Here is a 23,556-nt window from a genome sequence, read left to right on the forward strand (position 1 = left end):
GTTGATCCGTTCCGCCGTCCCGTTGCTGTTCCCCGCCCGGGGGTTGTCCCGGGTGAGGTACGCATTCTGGCAGGTGCCGCGGCCGGGACGGCGGCCGGACGCGCGCGGACCGCCGGACCGGTACGGGGCCGGTGCCGGCGGTCCGCGCGGCGCGGGGGATTCTCAGACCCGGCGGCCGCCGCGGGACATGCCGCCGAACAGCCGCGCCACCGCGCGGAAGGGAAGGGTCACGACCGTGGCGATGGCGCCGCCGATCATGCGGAAGATGTCAGCTATCGCACGCATGGCTGCCGGGTCCCCGTCTCGTGCCGGGCCAAACAACGGCGGCCGCGCCGCGCCCCGTCGGGCGACGGATCAGCCCTTGCCGAACACCTCGCCGGGGAACGCCCCGTTGCCGAGTGCGGTGGCAGTGAAGCCGCCGGCGAGTTCGGTGAGACGGGCGGTGCCGTCGGCGCCCAGCGCGGCGTACGGGCGCCCGTCCAGCCGGTCGGTCTCCGTCTCCAGCCGCTTGCGCAGCGTCAGTCCGGATTCGGTGAGGTCGCCCGCCTCGTCGAGGAGTCCCCGGTCCCGCAGCCGGTCCTGGGCGCCGTGCCAGTCCTGCTCGTTGTAGCCGCGGGTGGTCAGCAGGAACGACGGCACCATGCCCCGTCCGGACGCGGAATGGCTGACCAGGGCTTCCAGCGGGTCGAGTTCGGCGTGCTGGAGCACGGCGATGTGCGCGTCGCCGCGGTGCTCCCGCAGCAGCGTGGCGGCGTGCCAGAGCGCCAGGTGGGCGTCGTCGGGCACGGGCAGGTCGGCGTGCGCGGCGTACAGCGGCCGCCCGGGTCGGGTGCAGCCCTCGGCGGCGCGCAGCGCCAGGTCCGCGGCCTCGCGCATCTGAGGTGAGGCGACGGCGTCGTCGCCCAGCAGCCGCCGCAGCATGGCGTCCACCGCACGCATCCGGGCGGCCAGCACGGTCGACGGTGAGGCGAAGTCCCACACCTCGGGCAGGAAGCGGGAGATCAGGTGGTGGCTGAAGTTGTAGAAGGCGGCCGTCACCGTTCCGGCGGAGACCGCGCCCATGGCGGCGGCGCGTCCGGCGAAGTAGACCGCGCTGGGGTCCTCGATGCCGTACGGCGCCAGCTCCTTGGCCAGATCGGGGGCGAAGTAGACGGCGGAGTGCAACGGGTTCAGCGCGTTGTGGCAGTGGCGGCCGGCTCGGTCGTCGGGTGTCGTCGTCATGCCCGCACGTTACCGATTGGTAATCCTCGGGGGGAAGGGCCGTCCCCCGCGAACATGTGAGGTCACGTGCTCCAGGTGAAGCGCGGTTCACGCCGCTCCAGGAAGGCGGCGACCCCCTCGGCCGACTCGTCGCTCGCCGCCGCCTCGCGCGACCAGTGGGCGACCCGTTCCCGGTCGCCGTGCCCGTCGGCGAACTCCTTGGCGGCGGCCTGGGTCAGCTGGGAGCGGGAGACGAGCAGGCGGGTGTACGCGGCGGTGCGGGCGTCGAGGGCGTCACGCGGATGCACCTCGTCGACCAGGCCGCAGCGCAGTGCGCGTTCGGCGCCGATCAGCTCGGCGGAGAACAGCAGGTGCTTCGCGGTGGACGGTCCCACCAGCCGGACCAGCCGCTGGGTGGCCGAGGCGGGGTAGACGATGCCCAGTCGTGCAGGGGTGATGCCGAAGAGCGCGTCCTCGGCGGCGAACCGCAGGTCGCAGGCGGCGGCGAGCTGTGCCCCGCCGCCCACGCAGTGACCGCGGACCACGGCGAGGGTCGGCTTGGGGAACGTTGCCAGCGCCTCCTCCGCGGCGAGGGCGAGGTTCCTGCCCTCGTCGGCGGACGCGCGGAGCGTGCCGATGTCCGCGCCGGCGCAGAAGGTGTCGTGCGCGCCGGTCAGCACCATCACGCGTACGGCGGCGTCGGCCGCCAGCCGGTCCAGGAGCGGCGGCAGCGCGCGCCACATGGCGGGCGTCATCGCGTTCCGTTTGGCCGGGTGGTCGATGGTGACGGTCGCGACGCCGTCGGCGTACGCGGTGGCCAGCTGCATGAGTCCGATCGTATCCGCCGGGCTGTCAGGCACCGTCCGGGCGCTGGTGCATTTCCGGTCATGGAAGGCCATGAATCGAAAGTCGAGTGTCACATGCCGTCGATAGGTGACGACTTGCGGTCAGCCGGTCGGTTCGGGGGTGTGAGCTATCAACACTCGATGCAAGAACAGATGCAAGAACGCAGCGTGGAGGGAGCGGGGTGCGGCAGATGGACATCCGCGGGAGTGAGCCGCCGACGGCCGGTGGCGGTGCCCCGGTGGCGACGCCGGTGCAGGAGTGCGCCCGGCCGGCGAGCTACGAGGGCACCTGGCGCCTCACCGCTCCCGCGCTCGACTCGTCCGTGCCGCAGCTGCGGCACGCCGTACGCGACCTGGTGCGCCGGCAGCGCGCGCCGGTCACCGACGACATGCTGCAGGGGCTGCTGCTCATCCTCTCCGAGCTGGTCACCAACTCGGTGCGGCACGCGGCGCTCCTCTCCCCGGAGATCGGCGTCGAGGTGTCGCTGGGCTCGGGCTGGGTCCGGATCGCCGTGGAGGACGCACACCCGTACCGGCCCAAGGCGCTGGAGGCCGACCCGGACCAGCAGCACACCGGCGGCCGCGGCCTGCTCCTGGTGAAGACGATCACCGCCGAGGCGGGCGGCCTGTGCGACGTGGAACAGACCGGGGCGGGCGGCAAGGTCATCTGGGCGGCGTTCCCGCTCCCGCCGGGGGCCTGACCGCCGGGCTCCCGCCCGGGGCCTGGCCGTCGGGCGGGAGCGGCGCGCCCGCCGGGTGGCGGGCGCGTGCGCGGCCGGGGCTACCAGCCTGCCGCGCCGCCCGTCACCTCGCGGATCGCCGGCCGCGCGGCGTCCAGCACGGTCATGAACCACGCGGAGAAGGTGTCCTCCGCGTGCCGCTTCTCCAGCTCCGCCGGCGTCACGAACGCCGTCTCCGCGATCTCCTCCGCGTCCGGACGCAGCCGGTCCCGCACCACCCCGGCGAACAGGTGGTTGAACTCCTTCTCCACCAGCCCCGACGCCGGGTCCGGGTGGTGGTAGCGGACCGTGCCGGCCTCCCGCATCGAGAACGGCGCCACGCCCAGCTCCTCGCCCACCCGCCGGGCCGCCGCCGCGAACGGCGGCTCGCCCGGATAGGGGTGGCCGCAGCAGGTGTTGGACCAGACGCCGGGGGAGTGGTACTTGCCCAGCGCGCGCCGCTGGAGGAGCAGCCGGCCCGTGTCGTCGAGGAGGAAGACGGAGAACGCCCGGTGCAGCCTGCCCGGCGGCACGTGCGCGGAGAGCTTCTCCGCGGTGCCGGTCGTCGTGCCGTCCTCGTCGACCAGTTCGAGCAGGATGGGTGCTGCTGGGCTGTTCGCCATGTTCGTCCTTCTCCAGGTGGTATCCGGCTGCTCGCCCAGTGTGCCGCACCTCAGTGGCACAGCCGCACTTCGTGTGCCGCATGTCCGTGCGGCTCGAGCTGGAACGTGCAGTGCTCGACGTCGAAATGCGCCCCCAGGCAGCCCTGCAGCTCGTGCAGGACGCGTTCGTGCCCCATCGCGTCCAGCACCTCCTGGCTGACGACGACGTGCGCCGACAGGACGGGCATGCCCGAGGTGATCGTCCACACGTGCAGGTCGTGCAGGTCCTCCACGCCGGGCACCGCCAGGATGTGGGCCCGCACCTCGGCCAGGTCCACGTCCTTCGGCGCGGCCTCCAGCAGCACGTCCAGGGCCTCCCGCGCCAGCCGCACCGTCCGCGGGACGATCATCAGTCCGATCAGCAGCGAGGCGATCGGGTCGGCCGCCTCCCAGCCGGTCAGCATCACGGCCACCGCCGAGACGATCACCGCCAGCGAGCCGAGGGTGTCCGCCAGGACCTCCAGGAACGCGCCGCGCACGTTCAGGCTCTCCCGCTGCCCGCGCAGCAGCAGTGCCAGCGACACGCTGTTCGCCACCAGGCCGACCACGCCGAAGACCAGAGTGAGTCCGCCGTCCGTCCCGGCCGGGGTGAGAAAGCGCTGCACCGCCTCGTACAGAATGTAGCCGCCCACGCCCAGCAGCAGCACGCAGTTGGCCAGCGCGGCGAGGATCTCGGCCCGCGCGAAGCCGTAGGTGCGCCGCTCGCTGCTCGGACGGTTCGCGAAGTGGATCGCCAGCAGCGCCATGCCCAGGCCGAGGGCGTCGGTGGCCATGTGGCCCGCGTCCGCCAGCAGGGCGAGCGAATCGGCCAGGAGGCCGCCGGCGACCTGCACCGCCGCCATGGTCAGGGTGATGCCCAGGGCGATGCGCAGCCGGGTGCGGTGCGCCGCCGAAACGGTGCCTCCCGAGCCCGCCCCGAGCCCGCCGTGATCGTGCCCCGCACCCATGCGCCGCCTCCGTCGCTCGACTCGGAATGTCTCCAGGCGGTCCCCAGTGAACTACGGGCGGGGGGTAGGGGCAACGCGACGCTGAACACCGTTGTCATGTGCTCTGACCTGGCGTTTTCTTCCGCGTTCAGCCCGCCGGGCCAGAGCCCCGGGAGCGCGGTCAGGGGTGGCGGAGCCGCCATCCCTCCCAGGCGGAGACGATCATGTCCCGCACGTCGTGCCGCGGCTTCCAGCCCAGCTCCCGCCGGATCAGCTCCGCCGAGGCGATCACCCGGGCGGGGTCGCCCGGACGGCGTGCGACCACCCGCGGGGCCGGCTCCCGCAGACCCGTGACGTCGGCCACCAGGCCGGCGATCTCGTGCACCGAGACTCCCGTGCCGGTGCCGATGTTCACCGTCAGGTCCTCCGCGCCGGAGCCCGCCTCGCCCGCCTCCGCCACGTGCCGGGCCGCGACGACGTGCGCGTCCGCCAGATCGGCGACGTGCACGTAGTCGCGGATGCAGGTGCCGTCCGGCGTCGGGTAGTCGTCGCCGAAGACCCGCGGCGCCTCGCCGCGGGTGAGGGCCTCGAAGAACATCGGGATGACGTTGCTCACGCCCACGTCCGACAGCTCCGGTGCGGCGGCTCCCGCGACGTTGAAGTAGCGCAGGCACGCCGTCGCGAGCCCGTGCCGGCGGCCCGTGGCGCGCACCAGCCACTCACCGGCCAGCTTGGTCTCCCCGTACGGGTTCATCGGCACGCACGGGGTGTCCTCCGTGACCAGGTCCACGTCCGGCATGCCGTACACCGCGGCCGACGAGGAGTACACGAACCGGTCCACGCCTGCGGCGACGACCGCCTCCAGCAGCACCGTCAGCCCGTGCAGGTTCTCCCGGTAGTACCGCAGGGGCTGCTCGACCGACTCGCCGACCTGCTTGCGCGCCGCCAGGTGGACCACGCCCCGCACCTCGTGGCCGGCGAGCGTCCGGTCCAGCAGGTCCCGGTCCAGGACGGAGCCCACGACGACCGGAACCTCCGCGGGAAGCCGCTCCGGCAGTCCGCTGGAGAGGTCGTCGAGCACGACGACCCGCTCGCCGGCGGCGCCCAGCGCACGGACGACGTGCGCGCCGATGTAGCCCGCGCCACCTGTGATCAACCACGTCATGGCGGCACCCTATCCGCCGGACCGGGCCGGAACCGCCGGGCGCCCGCGCGTCGTCCCTAGTCCGTGGCGCCCCGTCCGGCGGCGCCCGGGCCCTTCCGTCCGGCACGCGGTGTCCCGGCGAACGCGCGATGAACGGCGCACGTCGTTGATCCGATAGCCTCATGGCCGATGCCGCCCCGCCGCGTCCCCGGTGCGGGCGTGCCCTGCCGCTGCCCGGCTGCCCGACGCCCGGCGCGGCGACCTGCCGCACGTCAAGGAGTGAGTTCCGCTGCCGACCGCCATCCTCACCGGTCCACCGGTCGACGGGTCGTCACTCGAGGACGGCCTGCGGACCCTGGGCTTCGACGTCCGCACGGCCGCCGACGCCGCCGCCGCCGCGGCCGAGGTGCGGCGGGTCCCGGCCGGTGAGCGCGTCGCGCTGGTCGACGCCCGGTTCGTCGGCCACCTGCAGAGCCTCCGGCTCGCCCTGACCGACCCCCGCTTCCCCGCCGCCGCGGTGCCCGGTGCCCTGACGGCCCAGCCACAGGCCCGGCCGGCACTGCTCCGCGCGCTGGACGGACAGGCCGCGCCCGCGCCCGGGGGCGCGCGGCACGGCGGCCTCACCGCCGCAGGCACCGTGGGGACGCCGCACGCCGACGGTCTCGCGTCCGAGGGTGCCGGCGCGCGCACCGGCACCCTCGACGGCCCCCGTCCGGCCGCGGACGGCGGCCCCGCGATCCCCGCACAGCCAGGAGAAGGACGCGGCCGCGTCCCGGGCCCCGCCGGCGGCGCGGACGACGACGGCGCACCCGCACCCTCCGCCTCTCCGGGCGCGACCGAGCGCGGCATCGGAGCTTCGGAGACGGACGCCCCCGTGGACGACCTGCTCGCGGACGAGGGGCCGGGTGCGGCGCCGTCCCGCGCCGCGTCCCCACCCGCCGAACCCGGCACCGGCACCCTCCCGGACGCCCTCGCCGCGACCCTGGACGCCGGAGACGACCCCGTGCAGCGCCCGGCGCTCGGCGTCCTCGTCGCCGAGGTGCCCGACGGGCCGGACGCCCGCCGGGCAGCCGAGGAGGCGGTGGCCGGCGTCGACGAGGAGGCCGTACGGCTGCGGGGCGCGGTGAAGCCGCGCGACGGCTTCTTCACCACGTTCGCGATCAGCCCGTACTCCCGCTACCTGGCACGCTGGTGCGCACGCCGCGGACTGACCCCCAACCAGGTCACCACCGCGTCCCTCGTCACCGCCCTGATCGCCGCCGCCTGCGCCGCCACCGGCACCCGCGCCGGGTTCGCCGCGGCCGGGGTGCTGCTGCTCGGCTCGTTCGTGCTGGACTGCACCGACGGACAGCTCGCCCGCTACTCCCTGCAGTACTCCACCCTCGGCGCCTGGCTCGACGCCACCTTCGACCGGGCCAAGGAGTACGCCTACTACGCGGGTCTGGCGCTGGGTGCGGCGCGCGGCGGCGACGACGTGTGGGCGCTCGCGCTGGGGGCCATGGTGCTCCAGACCGTGCGCCACGTCGTGGACTTCTCCTTCACCGAGGCCAACCACGACGCCGCCGCCAACACCAGCCCCACGGCCGCCCTCTCCGGACGCCTGGACCGGGTCGGCTGGACGGTCTGGGCGCGCCGCATGATCGTGCTGCCCATCGGCGAACGCTGGGCGCTGATCGCCGTCCTCACCGCCTTCACTTCGCCGCGCGTGACGCTGACCGTGCTGCTCGTGGGCTGTGCGCTGGCCGCCTGCTACACCACCGGCGGGCGCGTACTGCGCTCGGTCACCCGGCGGGCACACCGCACCGACCGCGCGGCCCGCGCGCTGGCCGACCTCGCCGACACCGGCCCGCTGTCCGGGGCCGTCGCCCGCCTGGCCGGCGCCGGAGCCGTGCGCGGCCCGCTGGCACCGGTGCTCGCCGTGCTGGGCGCAGCGACGGTGACCGGCGCCGCGTTGTGGGCACCCCTCGGCAGCTGGTGGCCGGTGCTCGCGGCCGCCGGATACGTCGTGCTCGCCGGGCTCGCCGTCGCCGCCCCGCTCAAGGGCGCGCTGGACTGGCTGGTCCCGCCGCTGCTGCGGACCGCCGAATACGCCACCGTGCTCGTTCTCGCCGCCCGGTCCGAGGTGAACGGCGCCCTGCCCGCCGCTTTCGGACTGGTGTCCGCGGTCGCCTACCATCACTACGACACGGTGTACCGCATCCGCGGCGGCACCGGGGCGCCACCGGCCTGGCTGGTGCGCGCGACAGGGGGGCACGACGGGAGGACGTCGGCGGTCACGGTTGCCGCCGCGCTGCTCCTCGGGGGAACGGGCCAAGGCTTCACACTCGCGCTGACCGCGCTCGCCGTGGTCATCGCCGTGGCGGTGCTCGTCGAGAGCGTCCGCTTCTGGGTGTCCGCCTCCGCGGGCGGAGCACCCGCCGTACACGACGAAACAGGAGAACCCGCATGATCGGCCTCGTGCTGGCCGCCGGCGCCGGACGGCGTCTGCGCCCCTACACCGACACCCTGCCGAAGGCCCTGGTGCCGGTCGACGGCGACACCACCATCCTCGACCTGACCCTCGGCAACTTCGCCGAGATCGGCCTGACCGAGGTGGCGATCATCGTGGGCTACCGCAAGGAGGCGGTGTACGAGCGCAAGGAGGCCCTGGAGCAGAAGTACGGCCTCACGCTCACCCTCATCGACAACGACAAGGCCGAGGAGTGGAACAACGCCTACTCCCTGTGGTGCGGGCGTGACGCCATCAAGCACGACGTGGTCCTCGCCAACGGCGACACCGTGCACCCGGTCTCCGTCGAGAAGACCCTGCTCGCCGCGCGCGGCGACGGCCAGAAGATCATCCTCGCCCTCGACACGGTGAAGCAGCTCGCCGACGAGGAGATGAAGGTCGTCGTGGACCCCGCCAAGGGCGTCCAGAAGATCACCAAGCTGATGGACCCGTCCGAGGCCACCGGCGAGTACATCGGCGTCACCCTCATCGAGGGCGCCGCGGCCGACGAGCTGGCCGACGCCCTGAAGACCACCTTCGAACGCGACCCCGACCTCTACTACGAGGACGGCTACCAGGAGCTGGTCGACCGCGGCTTCAAGGTCGACGTGGCCCCCATCGGCGACGTGGCCTGGGTCGAGATCGACAACCACGACGACCTCGCCAAGGGCCGGGAGATCGCATGCCGGTACTGACGAGGCTCATCCCCTCGCCAGTCGTCGTCGACATCCGGCCCGGTGCGCTGGACGACCTGGCCGACGTCCTCGCCGACCAGCGGATCTCCGCCATCGGCAAGCTGGCCGTCGCCATCAGCGGCGGTTCCGGGGCCAAGCTGCGCGAGCGGCTGGCCCCGGCACTGCCGGGCGCCACCTGGTACGAGGTGGGCGGCGGCACCCTGGACGACGCGATCAAGCTGGCGGACGCCATGAAGTCCGGCCACTACGACGCGGTGGTCGGCCTGGGCGGCGGGAAGATCATCGACTGCGCGAAGTTCGCGGCGGCCCGCATCGGCCTGCCGCTCGTCGCGGTCGCCACCAACCTCGCCCACGACGGCCTGTGCTCGCCCGTGGCCACCCTCGACAACGATGCGGGCCGCGGCTCGTACGGCGTGCCCAACCCGATCGCGGTCGTCATCGACCTCGACGTGGTCCGTGAGGCGCCCGTGCGGTTCGTGCGCTCCGGTATCGGCGACGCGGTGTCCAACATCTCCTGCATCGCCGACTGGGAGCTGGCCAACCGGGAGACCGGCGAGTCCATCGACGGCCTCGCCGCCGCCATGGCCCGCCAGGCCGGCGAGGCCGTGCTGCGGCACCCCGGCGGCGTGGGCGACGACGACTTCCTCCAGGTGCTCGCCGAGGGCCTGGTGCTCACCGGGATCTCCATGTCGGTCGCGGGCGACAGCCGTCCCGCGTCCGGGGCCTGCCACGAGATCAACCACGCGTTCGACCTCCTCTACCCCAAGCGCGCGGCCAGCCACGGCGAACAGGTCGGCCTGGGCGCGGCGTTCGCCATGCACCTGCGCGGCGCCGAGGAGGACTCCGCGTACATGGCCGAGGTGCTGCGCCGGCACGGCCTGCCGGTGCTGCCGGAGGAGATCGGCTTCAGCGTCGAGGAGTTCGTCCGGGCGGTCGAGTTCGCACCGCAGACCCGTCCGGGCCGCTACACCATCCTCGAACACCTCGACCTGTCCACCGACCAGATCAAGGACGCGTACGCCGACTATGCCAAGGCCATCGGTAGCTGAACTCCGCCCGGTCGTGCACCCCGAGGGGGTGAAGGACCGGCGCAGCGGTGAGCACTGGGCGGGACGCCTCTACATGCGTGAGGTGTCCCTCCGCGTCGACCGGCACCTGGTCAACACGCGGGTCACGCCCAACCAGCTCACCTACCTGATGACGCTCGCCGGTGTCCTCGCCGCCCCGGCCCTGCTGGTCCCCGGCATAGCCGGGGCGGTGCTGGGCGTGGTGATGGTCCAGCTGTACCTGCTGCTCGACTGCGTGGACGGCGAGATCGCCCGCTGGAAGAAGCAGTACTCGCTCGGCGGCGTCTACCTGGACCGGGTCGGCGCCTACCTCTGCGACGCCGCCGTTCTCGTCGGACTCGGCCTGCGCGCCGCCGACCTGTGGGGCGAGGGCCGGGCCGAGTGGCTGTGGGCGTTCCTCGGCACGCTCGCCGCGCTCGGCGCCGTCCTGATCAAGGCGGAGACCGACCTCGTCGGCGTCGCCCGGCACCAGGCCGGGATGCCGCCGGTGCAGGAGGCGGCGTCCGAGCCGCGGTCGTCCGGCCTGGCACTGGCCCGCAAGGCGGCGGCGGCGCTGAAGTTCCACCGGCTGATCCTCGGCATCGAGGCGTCCCTGCTCATCCTGCTGGTGGCCGTGCTGGACGCCGTGCGCGGCGACCTGTACTTCACCCGGCTCGCGGTGGCGGTGCTGGCGGGCATCGCCCTCCTCCAGACGGTGCTCCACCTCGTGTCCGTCCTCGTCTCGAGCAGGCTGAAGTGAGCGCGCGCGAGAAGGCCCCGGCGGCCGGTGTGACCGTCGGGGCGGTCGTCATCACCATGGGCAACCGCCCCGACGAGCTGCGCGCCCTCCTCGACTCGGTCGCCGCGCAGGAGGGCGCCCCGGTCGAGATCGCGGTGGTCGGTAACGGGGCGCCGCTGCCCGCGTTGCCGGCGGGTGTACGGACGGTCGAGGTTCCGGAAAATCTCGGCATCCCCGGCGGCCGCAACGTCGGCATCGAGGCGTTCGGCCCCGGCGGCCGGGACGTCGACGTGCTGCTGTTCCTGGACGACGACGGCCTGCTGCCCCGCAAGGACACCGCCCGGCTGTGCCGGGAGGCGTTCGCCGCCGACCCGGAGCTGGGCATCGTCAGCTTCCGCATCGCCGACCCGGACACCGACGTCACCCAGCGCCGCCACGTCCCCCGGCTGCGCGCGTCCGACCCGCTGCGGCCGTCCCGCGTCACCACCTTCCTGGGCGGCGCCAACGCCGTCCGGACCGCCGTGTTCCAGCAGGTCGGCGGCCTGCCGGACGCCTTCTTCTACGCCCACGAGGAGACCGATCTCGCCTGGCGGGCGCAGGACGCGGGCTGGGCCATCGACTACCGGCCGGACATGGTGCTGCACCACCCGACGACGCTGCCCAGCCGGCACGCCGTCTACCACCGCATGGTGGCCCGCAACCGCGTCTGGCTGGCCCGCCGCAACCTCCCCGCCCCGCTGGTGCCCGTCTACCTGGGCGTATGGCTGCTGCTGACGCTGGCCAGGCGCCCGTCGCGGCCGGCGCTCAAGGCGTGGCTGGGCGGGTTCAAGGAGGGCTGGACCACCCCGTGCGGGCCGCGCAGGCCCATGAAATGGCGCACCGTGTGGCGCATGACGCGACTGGGCCGACCGCCGGTCATCTGACAAGCTCGGATCTGAGAACATCGGGTCTTCCGAGTCACTGGACAGTGTGAGGACGAAAGTTTCAACGTGAGCGAGACAACGCACGACGGTGCGGTCGCCGTGAACCCCCCGCCATCACCGGACGACGGCCTGTCCCCGGCCGAGCTGGCGGCGAAGTACGGCCTGACGGTCAGTGGCAGGCGGCCCTCCCTGCCGGAGTACGTCCGGCAGCTCTGGGCCCGGCGCCACTTCATCCTCACCTTCTCCCGCGCGAAGCTGCACGCGCAGTACGCGCACGCCAAGCTGGGGCAGCTGTGGCAGGTGACCACGCCACTGCTGAACGCGGGCGTGTACTTCCTGATCTTCGGCATGCTGCTGCAGGTCGATCGAGGAGTTCCGGGTGGCCAGGACAACTATGTGCCCTTTCTCGTGACGGGCGTCTTCGTCTTCACGTTCACCCAGACATCGGTACTCAGCGGCGTTCGGGCCATTGCGAACAACCTCGGACTTGTCAGGGCACTCCACTTCCCCCGTGCGGCCTTGCCGATCTCCTTCTCGTTGCAGCAGCTGCAGCAGTTGCTCTACTCGATGATCGTGCTGGCCGCGATCCTCGTCGGTTTTGGGGAGTTCCCCGACTGGTCGTGGTTCCTCATCGTCCCCGCGCTGGCCATGCAACTGGTGTTCAACACCGGCCTTGCCCTCGTCTTCGCGCGCCTGGGCAGCCACACTCCCGACCTTGCCCAACTGCTGCCGTTCGTGCTGCGTACGTGGATGTACGCGTCCGGCGTGCTCTTTCCCCTGCAGCACATCATGGAGAAGAAGGCCGGAGCGCCGCCTTGGCTGGTGGAGACCCTCCAGTACAACCCCGCGACGCTCTACATGGACCTGATGCGCCGGGCCCTTATCGACGACTACACGATGGCGTACGTGGCGCCGTGGGGCTGGCTGGCAGCTCTGGGCTGGGCGTTGCTGATCGGCGCCTTCGGATTTGTGTTCTTCTGGAAGGCGGAGGAGCGTTATGGCCGTGGCTGAGAAGTCCAGGGAAACGGAGGCGTCGGCCCCCGCACAGTCACGGGTGCCGACCGTGATCGCCGAGAACCTGCACATCGTCTACCGCGTCAACGGTCCTTCGAAGGGCAAGGGCAGCGCCACCGCGGCCCTGAGCAGGATGCTGCGGCGCGACCCCGACCGGGGGGTCCGCAGGGTGCACGCCGTGCGCGGCGTCAGCTTCACCGCTTACCACGGCGAGGCCATCGGCCTCATCGGCTCCAACGGCTCGGGCAAGTCCACCCTGCTCAAGGCCATCGCCGGCCTGATTCCCGCCGAGAGCGGCACGGTCTACAGCGACGGCCAGCCTTCGCTCATCGGTGTGAACGCCGCACTGATGAACGACCTCACCGGCGAGCGGAACGTCATACTCGGCGGGCTCGCGATGGGCATGACCCGCGAGCAGATCCGGGAGCGCTACCAGAGCATCGTCGACTTCTCGGGCATCAACGAGAAGGGCGACTTCATCACGCTGCCGATGCGCACCTACTCCTCCGGCATGTCGGCCCGGCTGCGGTTCTCCATCGCCGCGGCCAAGGAGCACGAGGTGCTGATGATCGACGAGGCGCTGGCCACCGGCGACCCGCGCTTCCGCAAGCGGTCCGAGCGCCGCATCGCGGAGATGCGGAAGAAGGCGGGGACCGTCTTCCTGGTCAGCCACAACAACAAGTCCATCCGGACCACCTGCGACCGGGTGCTCTGGCTGGAGCACGGCGAGCTGCGGATGGACGGCCCGACCGAGGAAGTCCTCGAGGCGTACCAGGAGTTCAACGGCAAGTAGCCGCAACGCGTCGGGCCCGCACCCTCCGGAGGACCGGAGGGTGCGGGCCCGACGCGTGTGCGCTCAGACGCCGGCCGGGGTGCGCTCCCGTTCCGCCGCGGGCGCGGTGCCGCCGCCCTCATCGAGGCCGACGCGGCCGTGCACCCGGCGCAGCCAACGCGGCGCGTACCAGGCGTGGCGGCCGAGCAGCCGCATCGCGGCGGGGACCAGCACGCCCCGCACCGCGACGGCGTCGATGAGGATGGCCAGCCCGCTGCCGAGGCCGAACATCTGCAGGAAGCTCACCTCCCCGCTGACGAAGGCGAAGAAGCTCACCGCCAGCAGCCCGGCGGCCATGGTCACGATGCGCCCGGTCCGGGCGAGACCCCTGGTCACCGCCGTGGTGTCGTCGGCGCCCGCGTCGTGCAGCTCCTTGATGCGGCTGGTCACGAACACCTCGTAGTCCATGGACAGCCCGAAGACGATGCAGAACAGCAGCACCGTCATGGACGTGTCCATGGGCATCGGGGTGAAGCCGAGCAGGTCCGACAGGTGTCCGTCCTGGAAGATCCACACCATGGCGCCGATGGCGGCGGTCAGGCTCACCGTGTTGAGGACCAGGGCCCGCAGTGGCTGGACGACGCTCCCGGTGAAGAGGAACAGCAGGACGAGGGTGGTGCCGACCACCATGCCGATCGCGGCGGGAAGCCGGTCGGCGATGGCCTGCCTGGAGTCGACGAGCTGCGCGTCCGTGCCGCCGACGAGGGTGCCGACGCCTCCCGGACCGTCGACGGCCCGCACCTCGCGCACCAGGTCCTGCGCCTCGGCGGACTTGGGCTCCAGGGTGCTGACGACGGTCACCCGCTGTGCGTCCGGCCGGGCGAGGGCCTCGGCCGCCTGGCCCGGGGGAGTGGCACGGCCGTCGGTGTAGACGCCGGTGCTCGCCTGCACGCGCGCCACGCCGTCCAGCCGCGACAGCCGTTCGGCGTACGGCGCCAGCTCGCTCGCGGGGACCGCGCCCTCGGTGACGACCTGGATCGCTCCGGCGTCGTTGCCGGGGAAGCCTTCCGCGACCGCGGTGGAGACCTGCCGGCTCTGCGCCTGCTCCGGCAGGACCCGCTCGTCGGGCGTGCCGAACGTGGCGCCGAGCAGCGGGCTCGCCGCCAGCAGCAGGACCGCGAGCACCGGCAGCGCGGTCAGCGCGGGGCGCCGCATGACCAGGCGGGCGAGGCGTCCCCACACCGGGGCGTCGGCGCGTCGCACGGTCTTCGCCCAGGGCACCCGTCCCGCGTTGACGCGGTGTCCGAGGACGGCCAGCAGGGCGGGTACGACGATCAGCGCGGAGAGTGCGGCGATCGCCACCACGCCGATGCCCGCGTAGGCGAACGAGCGCAGGAAGAACTGCGGGAACAGCATGAGCGCGGACAGTGCCGCGATCACCGTGGCCGCCGAGAAGGCGATCGTGCGCCCCGCCGTGGTGACCGTCGTGCGCAGCGCCGCGGGCACCTCGTCGCCCTCGGCCAGCCGCTCCCGGAACCGGCTGACCAGCAGCAGTCCGTAGTCGATGCCGAGGCCCAGGCCGAGCGCGGTGGTGAGGTTGACCGAGAACACGGAGACGTCGGTGAGCGAGCCGAGCACGTACAGCTCGGCGAAGGTGCCGAGGATCGCGATCAGCCCGATGGCCAGCGGCAGCAGCGCCGCGACCACGCTGCCGAAGGCGATGACCAGCAGGATCAGGGTGAGCGGCACGGCGATGGCTTCGGCCAGCGCCAGGTCCTCCGAGACCTGGGAGGTGATGTCGTTGTTGAGCGCGGCGAAGCCCCCGGCCTGCACGGTGACCGCGCCGCGGTCGCCGGCCCACTCGTCCGTCACGGTCTTCGCCCGGTCGGCGAGGGTGGTGCTGTCGCCCTCCACGTGGGCGAGGATCAGCGCCCGGTCTCCGTCCCCGGAGGCGAGCGCGGGGTCGGAGGTGGTGAACCAGGAGACGACGCGGGTGACGTGCGGCGCGTCCTGGACGCCCGCGGTGAGCTCGCGTCCGGCGTCCTGTGCGGCGGGGGAGTCGAGGCCGTCCTCGGCCCGGACCAGCAGTACCAGGTTGGTGTCGCCGCCGAACTTCTCCTCGATCACCTGCTGGGCGCGGCTGGAGGGTGCGTCCGGGTCCTCGAACCCACCGCCCTGGAGCTTTCCGAACGCGCCGAAGCCGACGGCTCCCATGGCCACCACCGCGACCAGAGCGAGGAGCAGGAGTGCGCGGGCCCGGCGCAGGGCGAGCGCGGCGATGCGATCCAACACGGTGGGATCCCCCTTCATGTTTACGCTGTCAACATCCACTCAAGCAGGCGATGTTTATGCTGTCAACATCGGGCAGGATGGAAGGCATGGGAGAGACCTCGGGGAAGACCGGTCACCGCGCCGCCTACCACCACGGCGATCTGCGCAACGCGCTCATCGACGCCGCGACGGACCTGGCCCGGGAGGGCGGACCGGACGCCGTCGTACTGCGGGCGGCCGCCCGGCGGGTCGGCGTGTCGCCCACCGCGGCCTACCGCCACTTCAACGGTCAGGGCGACCTGCTCTTCGCGGTGAAGGTGTGCGGCCAGCGGCACCTCGCGGAGTCCATGGCCGCCCCGGGTGAACTCGGTCCGGACGCGACCGGCGACGAGGTGGAGGACGCCGTCCTCGCGATGGGGCGCGGCTACATCTCCTTCGCCCTGCGGGAGCCGGGCCTGTTCCGTTCCGCGTTCTGCGACACGCCCGAGCTGGCGATGGTGCTCAACGAGAACGGCGTGCCCAGCCCTTCGTCCGGCGAGTGGCAGTTCCGCTCCTTCGAGATGCTGATCGACGTTCTCGACCGGCTCGTCGCCTGCGGCCGGATGCCCGCCCGTCGGCGCCCGGGTGCGGAGGTCGCCGCCTGGTCGACGGTGCACGGCCTGTCCGTGCTGCTGCTCGACGGTCCGTTCGCGCAGCTTCCGGACGACCGGCGGGAGGCCGCCGTGGACCGCACGCTGCGTACGCTCCTCGCCGGATTCACCGCTCCCTGAGTGTTGTCGTGTGAGCGGGTGGGAGCCGGGTTCGCGGGCGGGCACCTCCGATGGGCGTGTCCGAAATGGGGCATACTGTCATGAGGGTGTAGAAACGGACATGTGACGGTTCCGGATCATGGCAGCCCGCGGTGACCGCGCAAGCGGACGCACGGACGCGCGCCGTGCTCGACAAGGCCGCGCACGAGAACTTCCCGGTCGCGCCCCGGATGCTGCCCAAGGCCTGGCGCCGCGACCTGATGGCCGTCTACGGCTTCGCCCGGCTGGTGGACGACATCGGCGACGGCGACCTCGCCCCCGGCGGCCACGACGCCGCACTGCTCGGCATCGGACCGGAGAGGGCCCACGACCGGCTGGCCCTGCTCGACGCCTTCGAGGCGGACCTGTACCGCGCCCTCCACGCCGCGACGGGCCGCCCGGACACCACGGGCGCGGGACCGCCCCGCCACCCGCTGCTCGCCGCGCTCGTCCCGACCGTACGGGCCCACGCACTCGGCCCCGAGCCCTTCCTCGGCCTGATCGAGGCCAACCGGCAGGACCAGAAGGTCCGCCGCTACGAGACCTTCGCGGACCTCGAACGCTACTGCGAACTGTCCGCCAACCCCGTCGGCAGACTGGTGCTCGCCGTCACCGGCACCGCCACCCCCGAACGCCTCCGCCACTCCGACGCGGTGTGCACCGGCCTGCAGATCGTCGAACACCTCCAGGACGTCGCCGAGGACCTGCACCGCGACCGCGTCTACCTCCCCGCCCGGGACATGCGGCGCTTCGGGGTCACCGAGACGGACCTGGCCGCCCCCACGGCCGGCGCCCCCCTGCGGGCCCTCATCGCCTTCGAGTGCGAGCGCGGACACCGGCTGCTCGACCAGGGCACCCCGCTGGTCCGCAGCGTCCGCGGCAGGCTCCGCCTGCTGCTCGCCGGCTACGTCGGCGGGGGACGGGCGGCGCTCGCCGCGATCCGGCGCGCCGGCCACGACGTACTGCCCGGACCCCCCGCACCCACCAAGGCCGGCCTGCTGCGCGGCGCGGGTGCGGCCCTGCGAAGAGAGGGGTGACCGAACCACCGTGGTCACAGCCCAGTGCGAACTCCGGCTGTCCCCGCCCGTCCTCGCCGCCTACACGTACTGCGAGGCCGTCACCGGCAGCCAGGCCCGGAACTTCTCCTACGGCATCCGCCTGCTGCCGCCGGGCAAGCGACGTGCCATGTCCGCCCTCTACGCCTTCTCCCGCCGGATCGACGACATCGGCGACGGCCCGCTCGGCGCCGCCGCCAAGGAGACGCGGCTTGCAGAGGCGCGCGCCGTCCTCACCCGGGTCCGCGGCGGCGGCGTGTCCGAGGACGACACCGACCCGGTCGCCGTCGCCCTCGGACACGCCGCCGGCAGCTACCCCATCCCCCTGGACGCGCTGGACGAGCTGATCGACGGCGTCCTCATGGACGTGCACGGCCGCCGCTACGAGACCTGGGAGGAACTGCGCGAGTACTGCCGCTGCGTGGCGGGCACCGTGGGGCGGCTTTCGCTCGGCGTCTTCGGCACGGCCGCCGGCCTGGGCGCCGGAGCACGGGGCGGCGCGCGCGAGTCGGCTCGCGCCGCACAGTACGCCGATACGCTCGGCCTCGCCCTCCAGCTCACCAATATCCTCCGCGACGTCAGGGAAGACGCAGAGAGCGGACGCACCTATCTGCCCACCGAGGACCTCGACACCTTCGGCTGCTCCGGCGGCTTCTCCACCGACTCGCCACCCCCCGGCGCCGACTTCGCCGGACTGATCCACTTCGAGGTGCGGCGTGCCCGCACCCTCTTCGACGAGGGGTACACCCTGCTCCCCATGCTCGACCGCCGGTCCGGCGCCTGCGTCGCCGCCATGGCCGGCATCTACCACCGCCTCCTGGACCGCATCGCCCACGACCCGCTCGCCGTGCTCCGCGGTCGCGTCTCCCTGCCCTCCCGCGAGAAGGCCTACGTCGCGCTGCGCGGGCTCGCCGGCAGCGACAGCAGACAGGCCGCCCGCAACGCCCGCCGCGCCCTCACCCCGCGGAGCGGCGCATGAGCCGCAGCCCGCAGCCGCACCCCTCGGCGGCGCCCGAGCCCCCGCCGGAACGGCGCGCCGTCGTCGTCGGCGGGGGACTCGCCGGCACGACGGCCGCGCTGAACCTCGCCGACGCCGGACTGCACGTCACGCTGCTGGAGTCCCGGCCGCGCCTGGGCGGACTGGCCTTCTCCTTCCGCCGCGACTCGCCGGCCGGTCCGCTCACGGTCGACAACGGCCAGCACGTGCACCTGCGCTGCTGCACCGCCTACCAGTGGTTCCTCGGCCGTGTCGGCGGGACGCGCCTCGCTCCCGTCCAGCGGCGGCTGGACGTCCCCGTCCTGGACGCGGCGACCGGCCGGCTGGGACGGCTGCACCGCACGACCCTGCCCGTCCCGCTGCACCTGGCGGCGAGCCTCGCCGGCTACCCGCACCTCTCGCCCACAGAACGGGTGAGCGCCGCGCGGACGGCACTCGCTCTGCGCAGCCTCGACCCCGCCGACCCCGACCTGGACCGCACCGACTTCGCCTCCTGGCTGCACCGCCGGGGCCAGACACCCCATGCCGTCGAGGCCCTCTGGGACCTGGTGGGCGTGGCCACCCTCAACGCGCGCGCCCCGCACGCCTCCCTCGCGCTCGCCGCGAAGGTCTTCCGCACCGGCCTGCTGTCCGCGCCCGGCGCCGCCGACATCGGAGCCGCCCGCGTCCCGCTCGGCGACCTCCACGACACGCTGGCCCGCGCCGCCCTGGACCGCGCAGGCGTGGACGTCCGGCTGCGCGCCCGCGTCCGCGACCTCACCCCCGCCGGGCCCCCGCCGGGCCGCCCCGCACCCTGGCGGGTGACCGCCGACAGCGGCCCCGGCCCGTCCGAGGAGTTCACCGCCGGCACCGTCGTCCTCGCCGTGCCGCACCGCGAGGCGTACCGGCTGCTGCCCGACGGCGCCCTGCCCGAAGCACGCCGCCTGCTCTCGCTCGGCGACGCGCCCATCCTCAACGTCCACGTCGTCTACGACCGGCCGGTGCTGCGCCGTCCCTTCTTCGCCGCCCTCGGCAGCGACGTCCAATGGGTCTTCGACCGCACCGAGCCCTCCGGCCTCACCGGCCCCGGCCAGTACCTCGCCCTCTCCCAGTCCGCCGCACACGACGACATCGACCGCCCCCTGAAGGACCTCCGCGCCCGCTACCTGCCCGCGCTGGAACGCCTGCTGCCCGCCGCACACGGCGCGCGGGTGCGCGACTTCTTCGTCACCCGGGAGCGCACCGCCACCTTCGCGCCCGCTCCCGGCACCGCCCGGCTGCGCCCCGGAAGCCGTACCCGGCTGCCCGGTGTCCAGCTCGCCGGAGCGTGGACCGATACTGGCTGGCCAGCAACCATGGAGAGCGCCGTACGGAGCGGCCTCGCCGCCGCGCGGGCGGCCCTCGACGCCGCAGGCCGCCCGCACGACGCAGATCCATCGCACCGCATCGAGAGAAGGGCCGTGGCATGAGCGCCACCACCGAACGCGCAGAAGAGGCCGCCGCGCCGGCGGACCGGGGGAGCGGCACGGCCGGAGCGGGCCTGCCCGAGGGCCCCAGCGCGGCCGACACCGCCAAGGTCACCGCCCTGCTGGAACGCGGCCGCGCCCTGTCCACGCCCGTGCTGCGCGCCGCCGTCGGCCGGCTCGCCTCCCCGATGGACACCGTCGCCGCCTACCACTTCGGCTGGATCGACGCCCACGGCGACCCCGCCGACGGCGACGGCGGCAAGGCCGTACGTCCCGCCCTGGCGCTGCTCTCCGCCGAGGCCGCCGGCGCCGCCGCCGAGACGGCCCTCCCCGGAGCCGCCGCGGTGGAGCTGGTGCACAACTTCTCGCTGCTGCACGACGACCTGATGGACGGCGACGAGCAGCGCCGCCACCGCGACACCGTGTGGAAGGTGCACGGCCCCGCCCAGGCGATCCTCGTCGGCGACGCGCTGTTCGCCCTGGCCGGAGAAATACTGCTGGAACTGGGCACCCCCGAGGCGGGCCGCGCCACCCGGCGGCTCACCGCGGCTTCCCGCAAGCTGATCGACGGTCAGGCCCAGGACATCTCCTACGAGCACCGCGAACGGGTCACCGTCGAGGAGTGCCTGGAGATGGAGGGCAACAAGACCGCCGCCCTCCTGGCGTGCGCCACCTCCATCGGGGCCGTCCTCGGCGGCGCCGCCGAGGACACCGCCGACGCCCTGGAGGACTACGGCTTCCACCTCGGTCTGGCCTTCCAGGCCGTCGACGACCTGCTCGGCATCTGGGGCGACCCGGCCGCCACCGGCAAGAAGGCATGGAGCGACCTGCGGCAGCGCAAGAAGTCGCTGCCGGTCTCCGCCGCCCTCGCCGCGCCCGGCGACGCCGCCCGCCGCCTCGCCGAGCTGATGACGGCCGACGCCAAGAAGAGCCAGGCCGAGTTCGAGGACTTCGACGAGGCCGAGTTCGCCGCCCGCGCCGCCCTCATCGAGGAGGCCGGCGGCCGCGCCTGGACGGAGCAGGAGGCCCGCCGCCAGCACGCCGGGGCGCTGCGGGCCCTGGACCGCGTCGCCATGCCCGGCCACGTGCGCGAGCAGTTCACGGCGCTCGCCGACTTCGTGGTCGTGAGACAACGGTGAGGAAGGGGTAGGTATGACCACCACAGCCGGGAGCGGCAGCGCCGCCGTCCCCGCCGCCACGCTCGGACAGGTGCACGGCACCCCGCTGCGGAGAACCGCCGAGGACGCCGCCGCCCGCGCCGTCGAGCACCTGCTGGCCCGTCAGGACACGGCGGGCTGGTGGAAGGGCGACCTGGAGACGAACGTCACCATGGACGCCGAGGACCTGCTGCTGCGCGAGTTCCTCGGCGTGCAGGACGCCAAGCTCACGGAGGCGAGCGCCCGCTGGATCCGTTCCCGGCAGCGCGAGGACGGTGCCTGGTCCACCTTCCACGGCGGCCCCGGCGACGTCTCCACCACGGTCGAGGCGTACGTCGCGCTGCGTCTGGCCGGCGACGACCCGGCGGACGCGCACATGGCGCGGGCCTCCGCCTGGGTGCGCAGGCGCGGCGGCGTCGCCACCGCCCGCGTCTTCACCCGCATCTGGCTGGCCCTGTTCGGCTGGTGGCGCTGGGAGGACCTGCCGGAGCTGCCGCCGGAGCTGGTCTACCTGCCCCGCTGGTTCCCGCTCAACATCTACGACTTCGGCTGCTGGGCGCGGCAGACCATCGTGCCGCTCACCGTCGTCTCCGCGCACCGCCCGGTGCGGCCGGCCCCGTTCGCGCTGGACGAACTGCACCGCGACCCCGCCCGGCCCTGCCCGCCTCGCGGTCGTACGGCCTCCGCGTTCACCTGGGACGGCGTCTTCCAGCGCCTCGACCGCGCGCTGCACGCCTACCGGGGCGTCGCGCTGCGGCCGCTGCGCCGCGCCGCCCTGCGGGACGCCGGCCGGTGGATCGTCGAGCGCCAGGAGAACGACGGCTGCTGGGGCGGCATCCAGCCTCCGGCGGTGTACTCCGTCATCGCGCTGCGGCTCCTCGGCTACGACCTGGACCACCCGGTGCTGCGCGCCGGGCTGGAGTCCCTGGACCGCTTCGCCGTGTGGCGGGAGACCCCCGACGGGCCGGTCCGCATGGTCGAGGCCTGCCAGTCACCGGTGTGGGACACCTGCCTGGCCACGCTCGCCCTCTCCGACGCCGGCCTCCCCGCCGACCACCCCGCGCTGCTGAAGGCCGGCGACTGGATGCTGGGCGAGGAGATCACCCGGCCCGGCGACTGGTCCGTGCGCAGACCCGGACTGCCGCCCGGGGGCTGGGCGTTCGAGTTCCACAACGTCACCTACCCCGACCTCGACGACACCGCCGAGGTGGCGCTCGCGCTCCGACGCCTGCGGCACCCCGACCCGTCACGGATCGACGCCGCCGTCGCCCGTGCCGTGCGCTGGTCGCTGGGCATGCAGTGCCGGGACGGGGCCTGGGGGGCGTTCGACGCCGACAACACCAGCAGCCTCCCCAACCGGCTGCCGTTCTGCGACTTCGGCGAGGTCATCGACCCGCCGTCGGCCGACGTCACCGCGCACGTGGTGGAGATGCTGGCCCACGAGGGCCGTGCCGACGAGCCCGCCACCCGGCGCGCCGTGCGCTGGCTGCTCGCCGAACAGGAGGCGAGCGGAGCCTGGTTCGGCCGCTGGGGCGTCAACCACGTCTACGGCACCGGCGCCGTCGTGCCCGCACTCGTCGCGGCCGGCGTCCCCGACGGCCATCCGGCGATCCGCCGCTCCGTCGCCTGGCTGGAGAAGGTCCAGAACGACGACGGCGGCTGGGGCGAGGACCTGCGCTCCTACCCCGAGCCCGACTGGGTCGGCCGCGGCGCCTCCACGGCCTCCCAGACCGGCTGGGCGCTGCTGGCCCTGCTCGCCGCCGGCGAACGGGACGGCCAGGCCGCCCGCCGGGGCGTGGAGTGGCTGGCCCGCACCCAGCGGGAGGACGGCTCCTGGGAGGAGCCGTGGTTCACCGGCACCGGCTTCCCCTGGGACTTCTCCATCAACTACCACCTCTACCGGCAGGTGTTCCCGCTGATGGCACTGGGCCGCTACCTGCACGGCAACCCGGAGCCCCGGGCCGCGGCGTGAACGGGCGGTCCGGTCCCGTGCCCGCCCCGCCGCCCGGGGCGGGCACCCGGCGGCCTGCCGCCGCGCCGCTGCTGGTCGCCTGCGCGCTCGGCGTCGAACGGTTCGCGCTGACCCGCCGCACCGGCCCCCGCACCGGCCTCGCCGTCGGCCCGGGTCCCGTGACGGTGCTCCGCACCGGCATGGGACCCGCGGCCGCCCGCGGGGCCCTGGCGCGGGCCCTGCGGGACGAGCCGGTGCCGGGGGGCACCGCCGTGGTCGCCGCGGGGTTCTGCGCCGGGCTGCTGCCCGGGATGCGCCCCGGCGACCTCGTCCTCGCCGACGACACCCGCGACGCCGCCGGCCGTACCCCGTGCACCGGGAACACGCCGCTCGCCCGCGCCCTGGCGGAGCTCGGCACCGTGCACACCGGCCCGATCGCCGGATCCGGCCACGTCGTGCGCGGCGGCCGGCGCGACGCGCTGCGCGGCACCGGAGCGGTCGCCGTGGACATGGAGTCCGCCGCGACGCTGGCCGCCGCCGTCCGTGGCGCCCCGGACCGCCCGGTGACCGCCGTACGGGTGGTGGTGGACGCTCCCGGGCACGAGCTGCTGCGGATCGGGACGCTGCGGGGAGGAATATCGGCATTCCGTGTCCTGTGCACCCTGCTGCCGGCGCTCCTCGCCTGGCACCGATCCCTGCCGCTCTCCCGGAGGTGAGCC

The 23,556-nt window shown here is 73.7% G+C and carries 23 protein-coding genes; 15 read left to right on the plus strand and 8 right to left on the minus strand.

Features of this window, described 5'->3' with window-relative positions:
• Window positions 1-162: 162 nt before the first annotated feature.
• The 3 genes from K304_RS33845 to K304_RS0101210 all read right to left on the minus strand — a co-directional run bounded on the left by K304_RS33845 (window position 163) and on the right by K304_RS0101210 (window position 2,027).
• Window positions 163-285, minus strand: coding sequence for an LPFR motif small protein (locus tag K304_RS33845; protein ID WP_281727954.1), 123 nt, complete (start codon window positions 283-285; stop codon window positions 163-165).
• A 69-nt stretch (window positions 286-354) separates the two neighbouring features.
• Window positions 355-1,221: an SCO6745 family protein gene (locus K304_RS0101205; RefSeq protein ID WP_027762248.1), complete on the minus strand. Its 867-nt coding sequence runs from the start codon at window positions 1,219-1,221 to the stop codon at window positions 355-357.
• Between the two features lie 62 nt (window positions 1,222-1,283).
• Window positions 1,284-2,027 (minus strand): enoyl-CoA hydratase/isomerase family protein, encoded by a 744-nt coding sequence (locus K304_RS0101210; RefSeq protein WP_027762249.1) that lies wholly within the window; start codon window positions 2,025-2,027, stop codon window positions 1,284-1,286.
• A 209-nt stretch (window positions 2,028-2,236) separates the two neighbouring features.
• Here K304_RS0101210 and K304_RS0101215 point away from each other — a divergent pair, with 209 nt between their 5' ends.
• Window positions 2,237-2,746, plus strand: coding sequence for an ATP-binding protein (locus tag K304_RS0101215; protein ID WP_078528309.1), 510 nt, complete (start codon window positions 2,237-2,239; stop codon window positions 2,744-2,746).
• 80 nt (window positions 2,747-2,826) lie between these two features.
• Here the strand turns inward: K304_RS0101215 and idi are convergent, their stop codons facing one another.
• The 4 genes from idi to K304_RS33850 all read right to left on the minus strand — a co-directional run bounded on the left by idi (window position 2,827) and on the right by K304_RS33850 (window position 5,962).
• Window positions 2,827-3,387 carry an isopentenyl-diphosphate Delta-isomerase gene (idi, locus tag K304_RS0101220; RefSeq protein WP_027762251.1) on the minus strand — a complete coding sequence of 187 codons (561 nt, stop codon included), beginning with the start codon at window positions 3,385-3,387 and terminating at the stop codon, window positions 2,827-2,829.
• 50 nt (window positions 3,388-3,437) lie between these two features.
• Window positions 3,438-4,373: a cation diffusion facilitator family transporter gene (locus K304_RS0101225; RefSeq protein ID WP_027762252.1), complete on the minus strand. Its 936-nt coding sequence runs from the start codon at window positions 4,371-4,373 to the stop codon at window positions 3,438-3,440.
• A 160-nt stretch (window positions 4,374-4,533) separates the two neighbouring features.
• Window positions 4,534-5,517: a UDP-glucose 4-epimerase GalE gene (galE, locus tag K304_RS0101230; RefSeq protein WP_027762253.1), complete on the minus strand. Its 984-nt coding sequence runs from the start codon at window positions 5,515-5,517 to the stop codon at window positions 4,534-4,536.
• Between the two features lie 310 nt (window positions 5,518-5,827).
• Window positions 5,828-5,962 carry a hypothetical protein gene (locus K304_RS33850; protein WP_486591540.1) on the minus strand — a complete coding sequence of 45 codons (135 nt, stop codon included), beginning with the start codon at window positions 5,960-5,962 and terminating at the stop codon, window positions 5,828-5,830.
• A 270-nt stretch (window positions 5,963-6,232) separates the two neighbouring features.
• On the opposite strand from K304_RS33850, the gene K304_RS0101235 reads away from it, so the two are divergent.
• The 7 genes from K304_RS0101235 (at window position 6,233) to K304_RS0101265 (ending at window position 13,194) form a co-directional block, all read left to right on the plus strand.
• The gene (locus K304_RS0101235) at window positions 6,233-7,945 is read left to right on the plus strand and encodes a CDP-alcohol phosphatidyltransferase family protein (protein ID WP_078528313.1); all 1,713 of its coding nucleotides are present in this window, start codon (window positions 6,233-6,235) and stop codon (window positions 7,943-7,945) included.
• On the plus strand, window positions 7,942-8,679 hold the full coding sequence (locus tag K304_RS0101240) for a phosphocholine cytidylyltransferase family protein (RefSeq protein WP_027762255.1): 738 nt from the start codon (window positions 7,942-7,944) through the stop codon (window positions 8,677-8,679). The genes K304_RS0101235 and K304_RS0101240 overlap by 4 nt, the downstream gene beginning before the upstream one ends.
• A complete protein-coding gene (locus K304_RS0101245) occupies window positions 8,667-9,728 on the plus strand; it encodes an iron-containing alcohol dehydrogenase family protein (protein WP_027762256.1) in 1,062 nt (353 codons plus the stop codon). Before K304_RS0101240 ends, K304_RS0101245 begins: the two co-directional genes overlap by 13 nt.
• Window positions 9,706-10,485, plus strand: a complete 780-nt coding sequence (locus K304_RS0101250) for a CDP-alcohol phosphatidyltransferase family protein (protein ID WP_078528223.1) — start codon at window positions 9,706-9,708, stop codon at window positions 10,483-10,485. The genes K304_RS0101245 and K304_RS0101250 overlap by 23 nt, the downstream gene beginning before the upstream one ends.
• 56 nt (window positions 10,486-10,541) lie before the next feature.
• Complete coding sequence (locus K304_RS0101255) at window positions 10,542-11,387, plus strand: glycosyltransferase (protein ID WP_051307704.1); 846 nt, start codon at window positions 10,542-10,544, stop codon at window positions 11,385-11,387.
• 66 nt (window positions 11,388-11,453) lie between these two features.
• On the plus strand, window positions 11,454-12,398 hold the full coding sequence (locus K304_RS0101260; protein WP_027762259.1) for an ABC transporter permease: 945 nt from the start codon (window positions 11,454-11,456) through the stop codon (window positions 12,396-12,398).
• A complete protein-coding gene (locus tag K304_RS0101265) occupies window positions 12,385-13,194 on the plus strand; it encodes an ABC transporter ATP-binding protein (protein WP_051307626.1) in 810 nt (269 codons plus the stop codon). Before K304_RS0101260 ends, K304_RS0101265 begins: the two co-directional genes overlap by 14 nt.
• A gap of 63 nt (window positions 13,195-13,257) precedes the next feature.
• Here K304_RS0101265 and K304_RS0101270 read toward each other — a convergent pair whose 3' ends face one another.
• Window positions 13,258-15,465: an MMPL family transporter gene (locus tag K304_RS0101270; protein ID WP_027762261.1), complete on the minus strand. Its 2,208-nt coding sequence runs from the start codon at window positions 15,463-15,465 to the stop codon at window positions 13,258-13,260.
• Window positions 15,466-15,551: 86 nt separating this feature from the next.
• Here K304_RS0101270 and K304_RS0101275 point away from each other — a divergent pair, with 86 nt between their 5' ends.
• From K304_RS0101275 to K304_RS0101305, 7 genes are all read left to right on the plus strand, one after another.
• On the plus strand, window positions 15,552-16,214 hold the full coding sequence (locus tag K304_RS0101275) for a TetR/AcrR family transcriptional regulator (RefSeq protein WP_027762262.1): 663 nt from the start codon (window positions 15,552-15,554) through the stop codon (window positions 16,212-16,214).
• Between the two features lie 131 nt (window positions 16,215-16,345).
• Window positions 16,346-17,269 (plus strand): squalene synthase HpnC, encoded by a 924-nt coding sequence (gene hpnC, locus K304_RS0101280; RefSeq protein ID WP_027762263.1) that lies wholly within the window; start codon window positions 16,346-16,348, stop codon window positions 17,267-17,269.
• Window positions 17,270-17,279: 10 nt separating this feature from the next.
• The gene (hpnD, locus tag K304_RS0101285) at window positions 17,280-18,266 is read left to right on the plus strand and encodes a presqualene diphosphate synthase HpnD (RefSeq protein WP_078528226.1); all 987 of its coding nucleotides are present in this window, start codon (window positions 17,280-17,282) and stop codon (window positions 18,264-18,266) included.
• Window positions 18,263-19,732, plus strand: a complete 1,470-nt coding sequence (gene hpnE / locus K304_RS26680) for a hydroxysqualene dehydroxylase HpnE (RefSeq protein WP_051307628.1) — start codon at window positions 18,263-18,265, stop codon at window positions 19,730-19,732. Before hpnD ends, hpnE begins: the two co-directional genes overlap by 4 nt.
• Window positions 19,729-20,868: a polyprenyl synthetase family protein gene (locus K304_RS0101295; RefSeq protein WP_078528229.1), complete on the plus strand. Its 1,140-nt coding sequence runs from the start codon at window positions 19,729-19,731 to the stop codon at window positions 20,866-20,868. Before hpnE ends, K304_RS0101295 begins: the two co-directional genes overlap by 4 nt.
• A 13-nt stretch (window positions 20,869-20,881) precedes the next feature.
• The gene (gene shc, locus K304_RS0101300; protein ID WP_027762266.1) at window positions 20,882-22,858 is read left to right on the plus strand and encodes a squalene--hopene cyclase; all 1,977 of its coding nucleotides are present in this window, start codon (window positions 20,882-20,884) and stop codon (window positions 22,856-22,858) included.
• 17 nt (window positions 22,859-22,875) lie between these two features.
• A complete protein-coding gene (locus K304_RS0101305) occupies window positions 22,876-23,553 on the plus strand; it encodes a phosphorylase family protein (protein ID WP_051307705.1) in 678 nt (225 codons plus the stop codon).
• Window positions 23,554-23,556 lie beyond the last annotated feature (3 nt).

Source organism: Streptomyces sp. CNS606 (assembly GCF_000426325.1).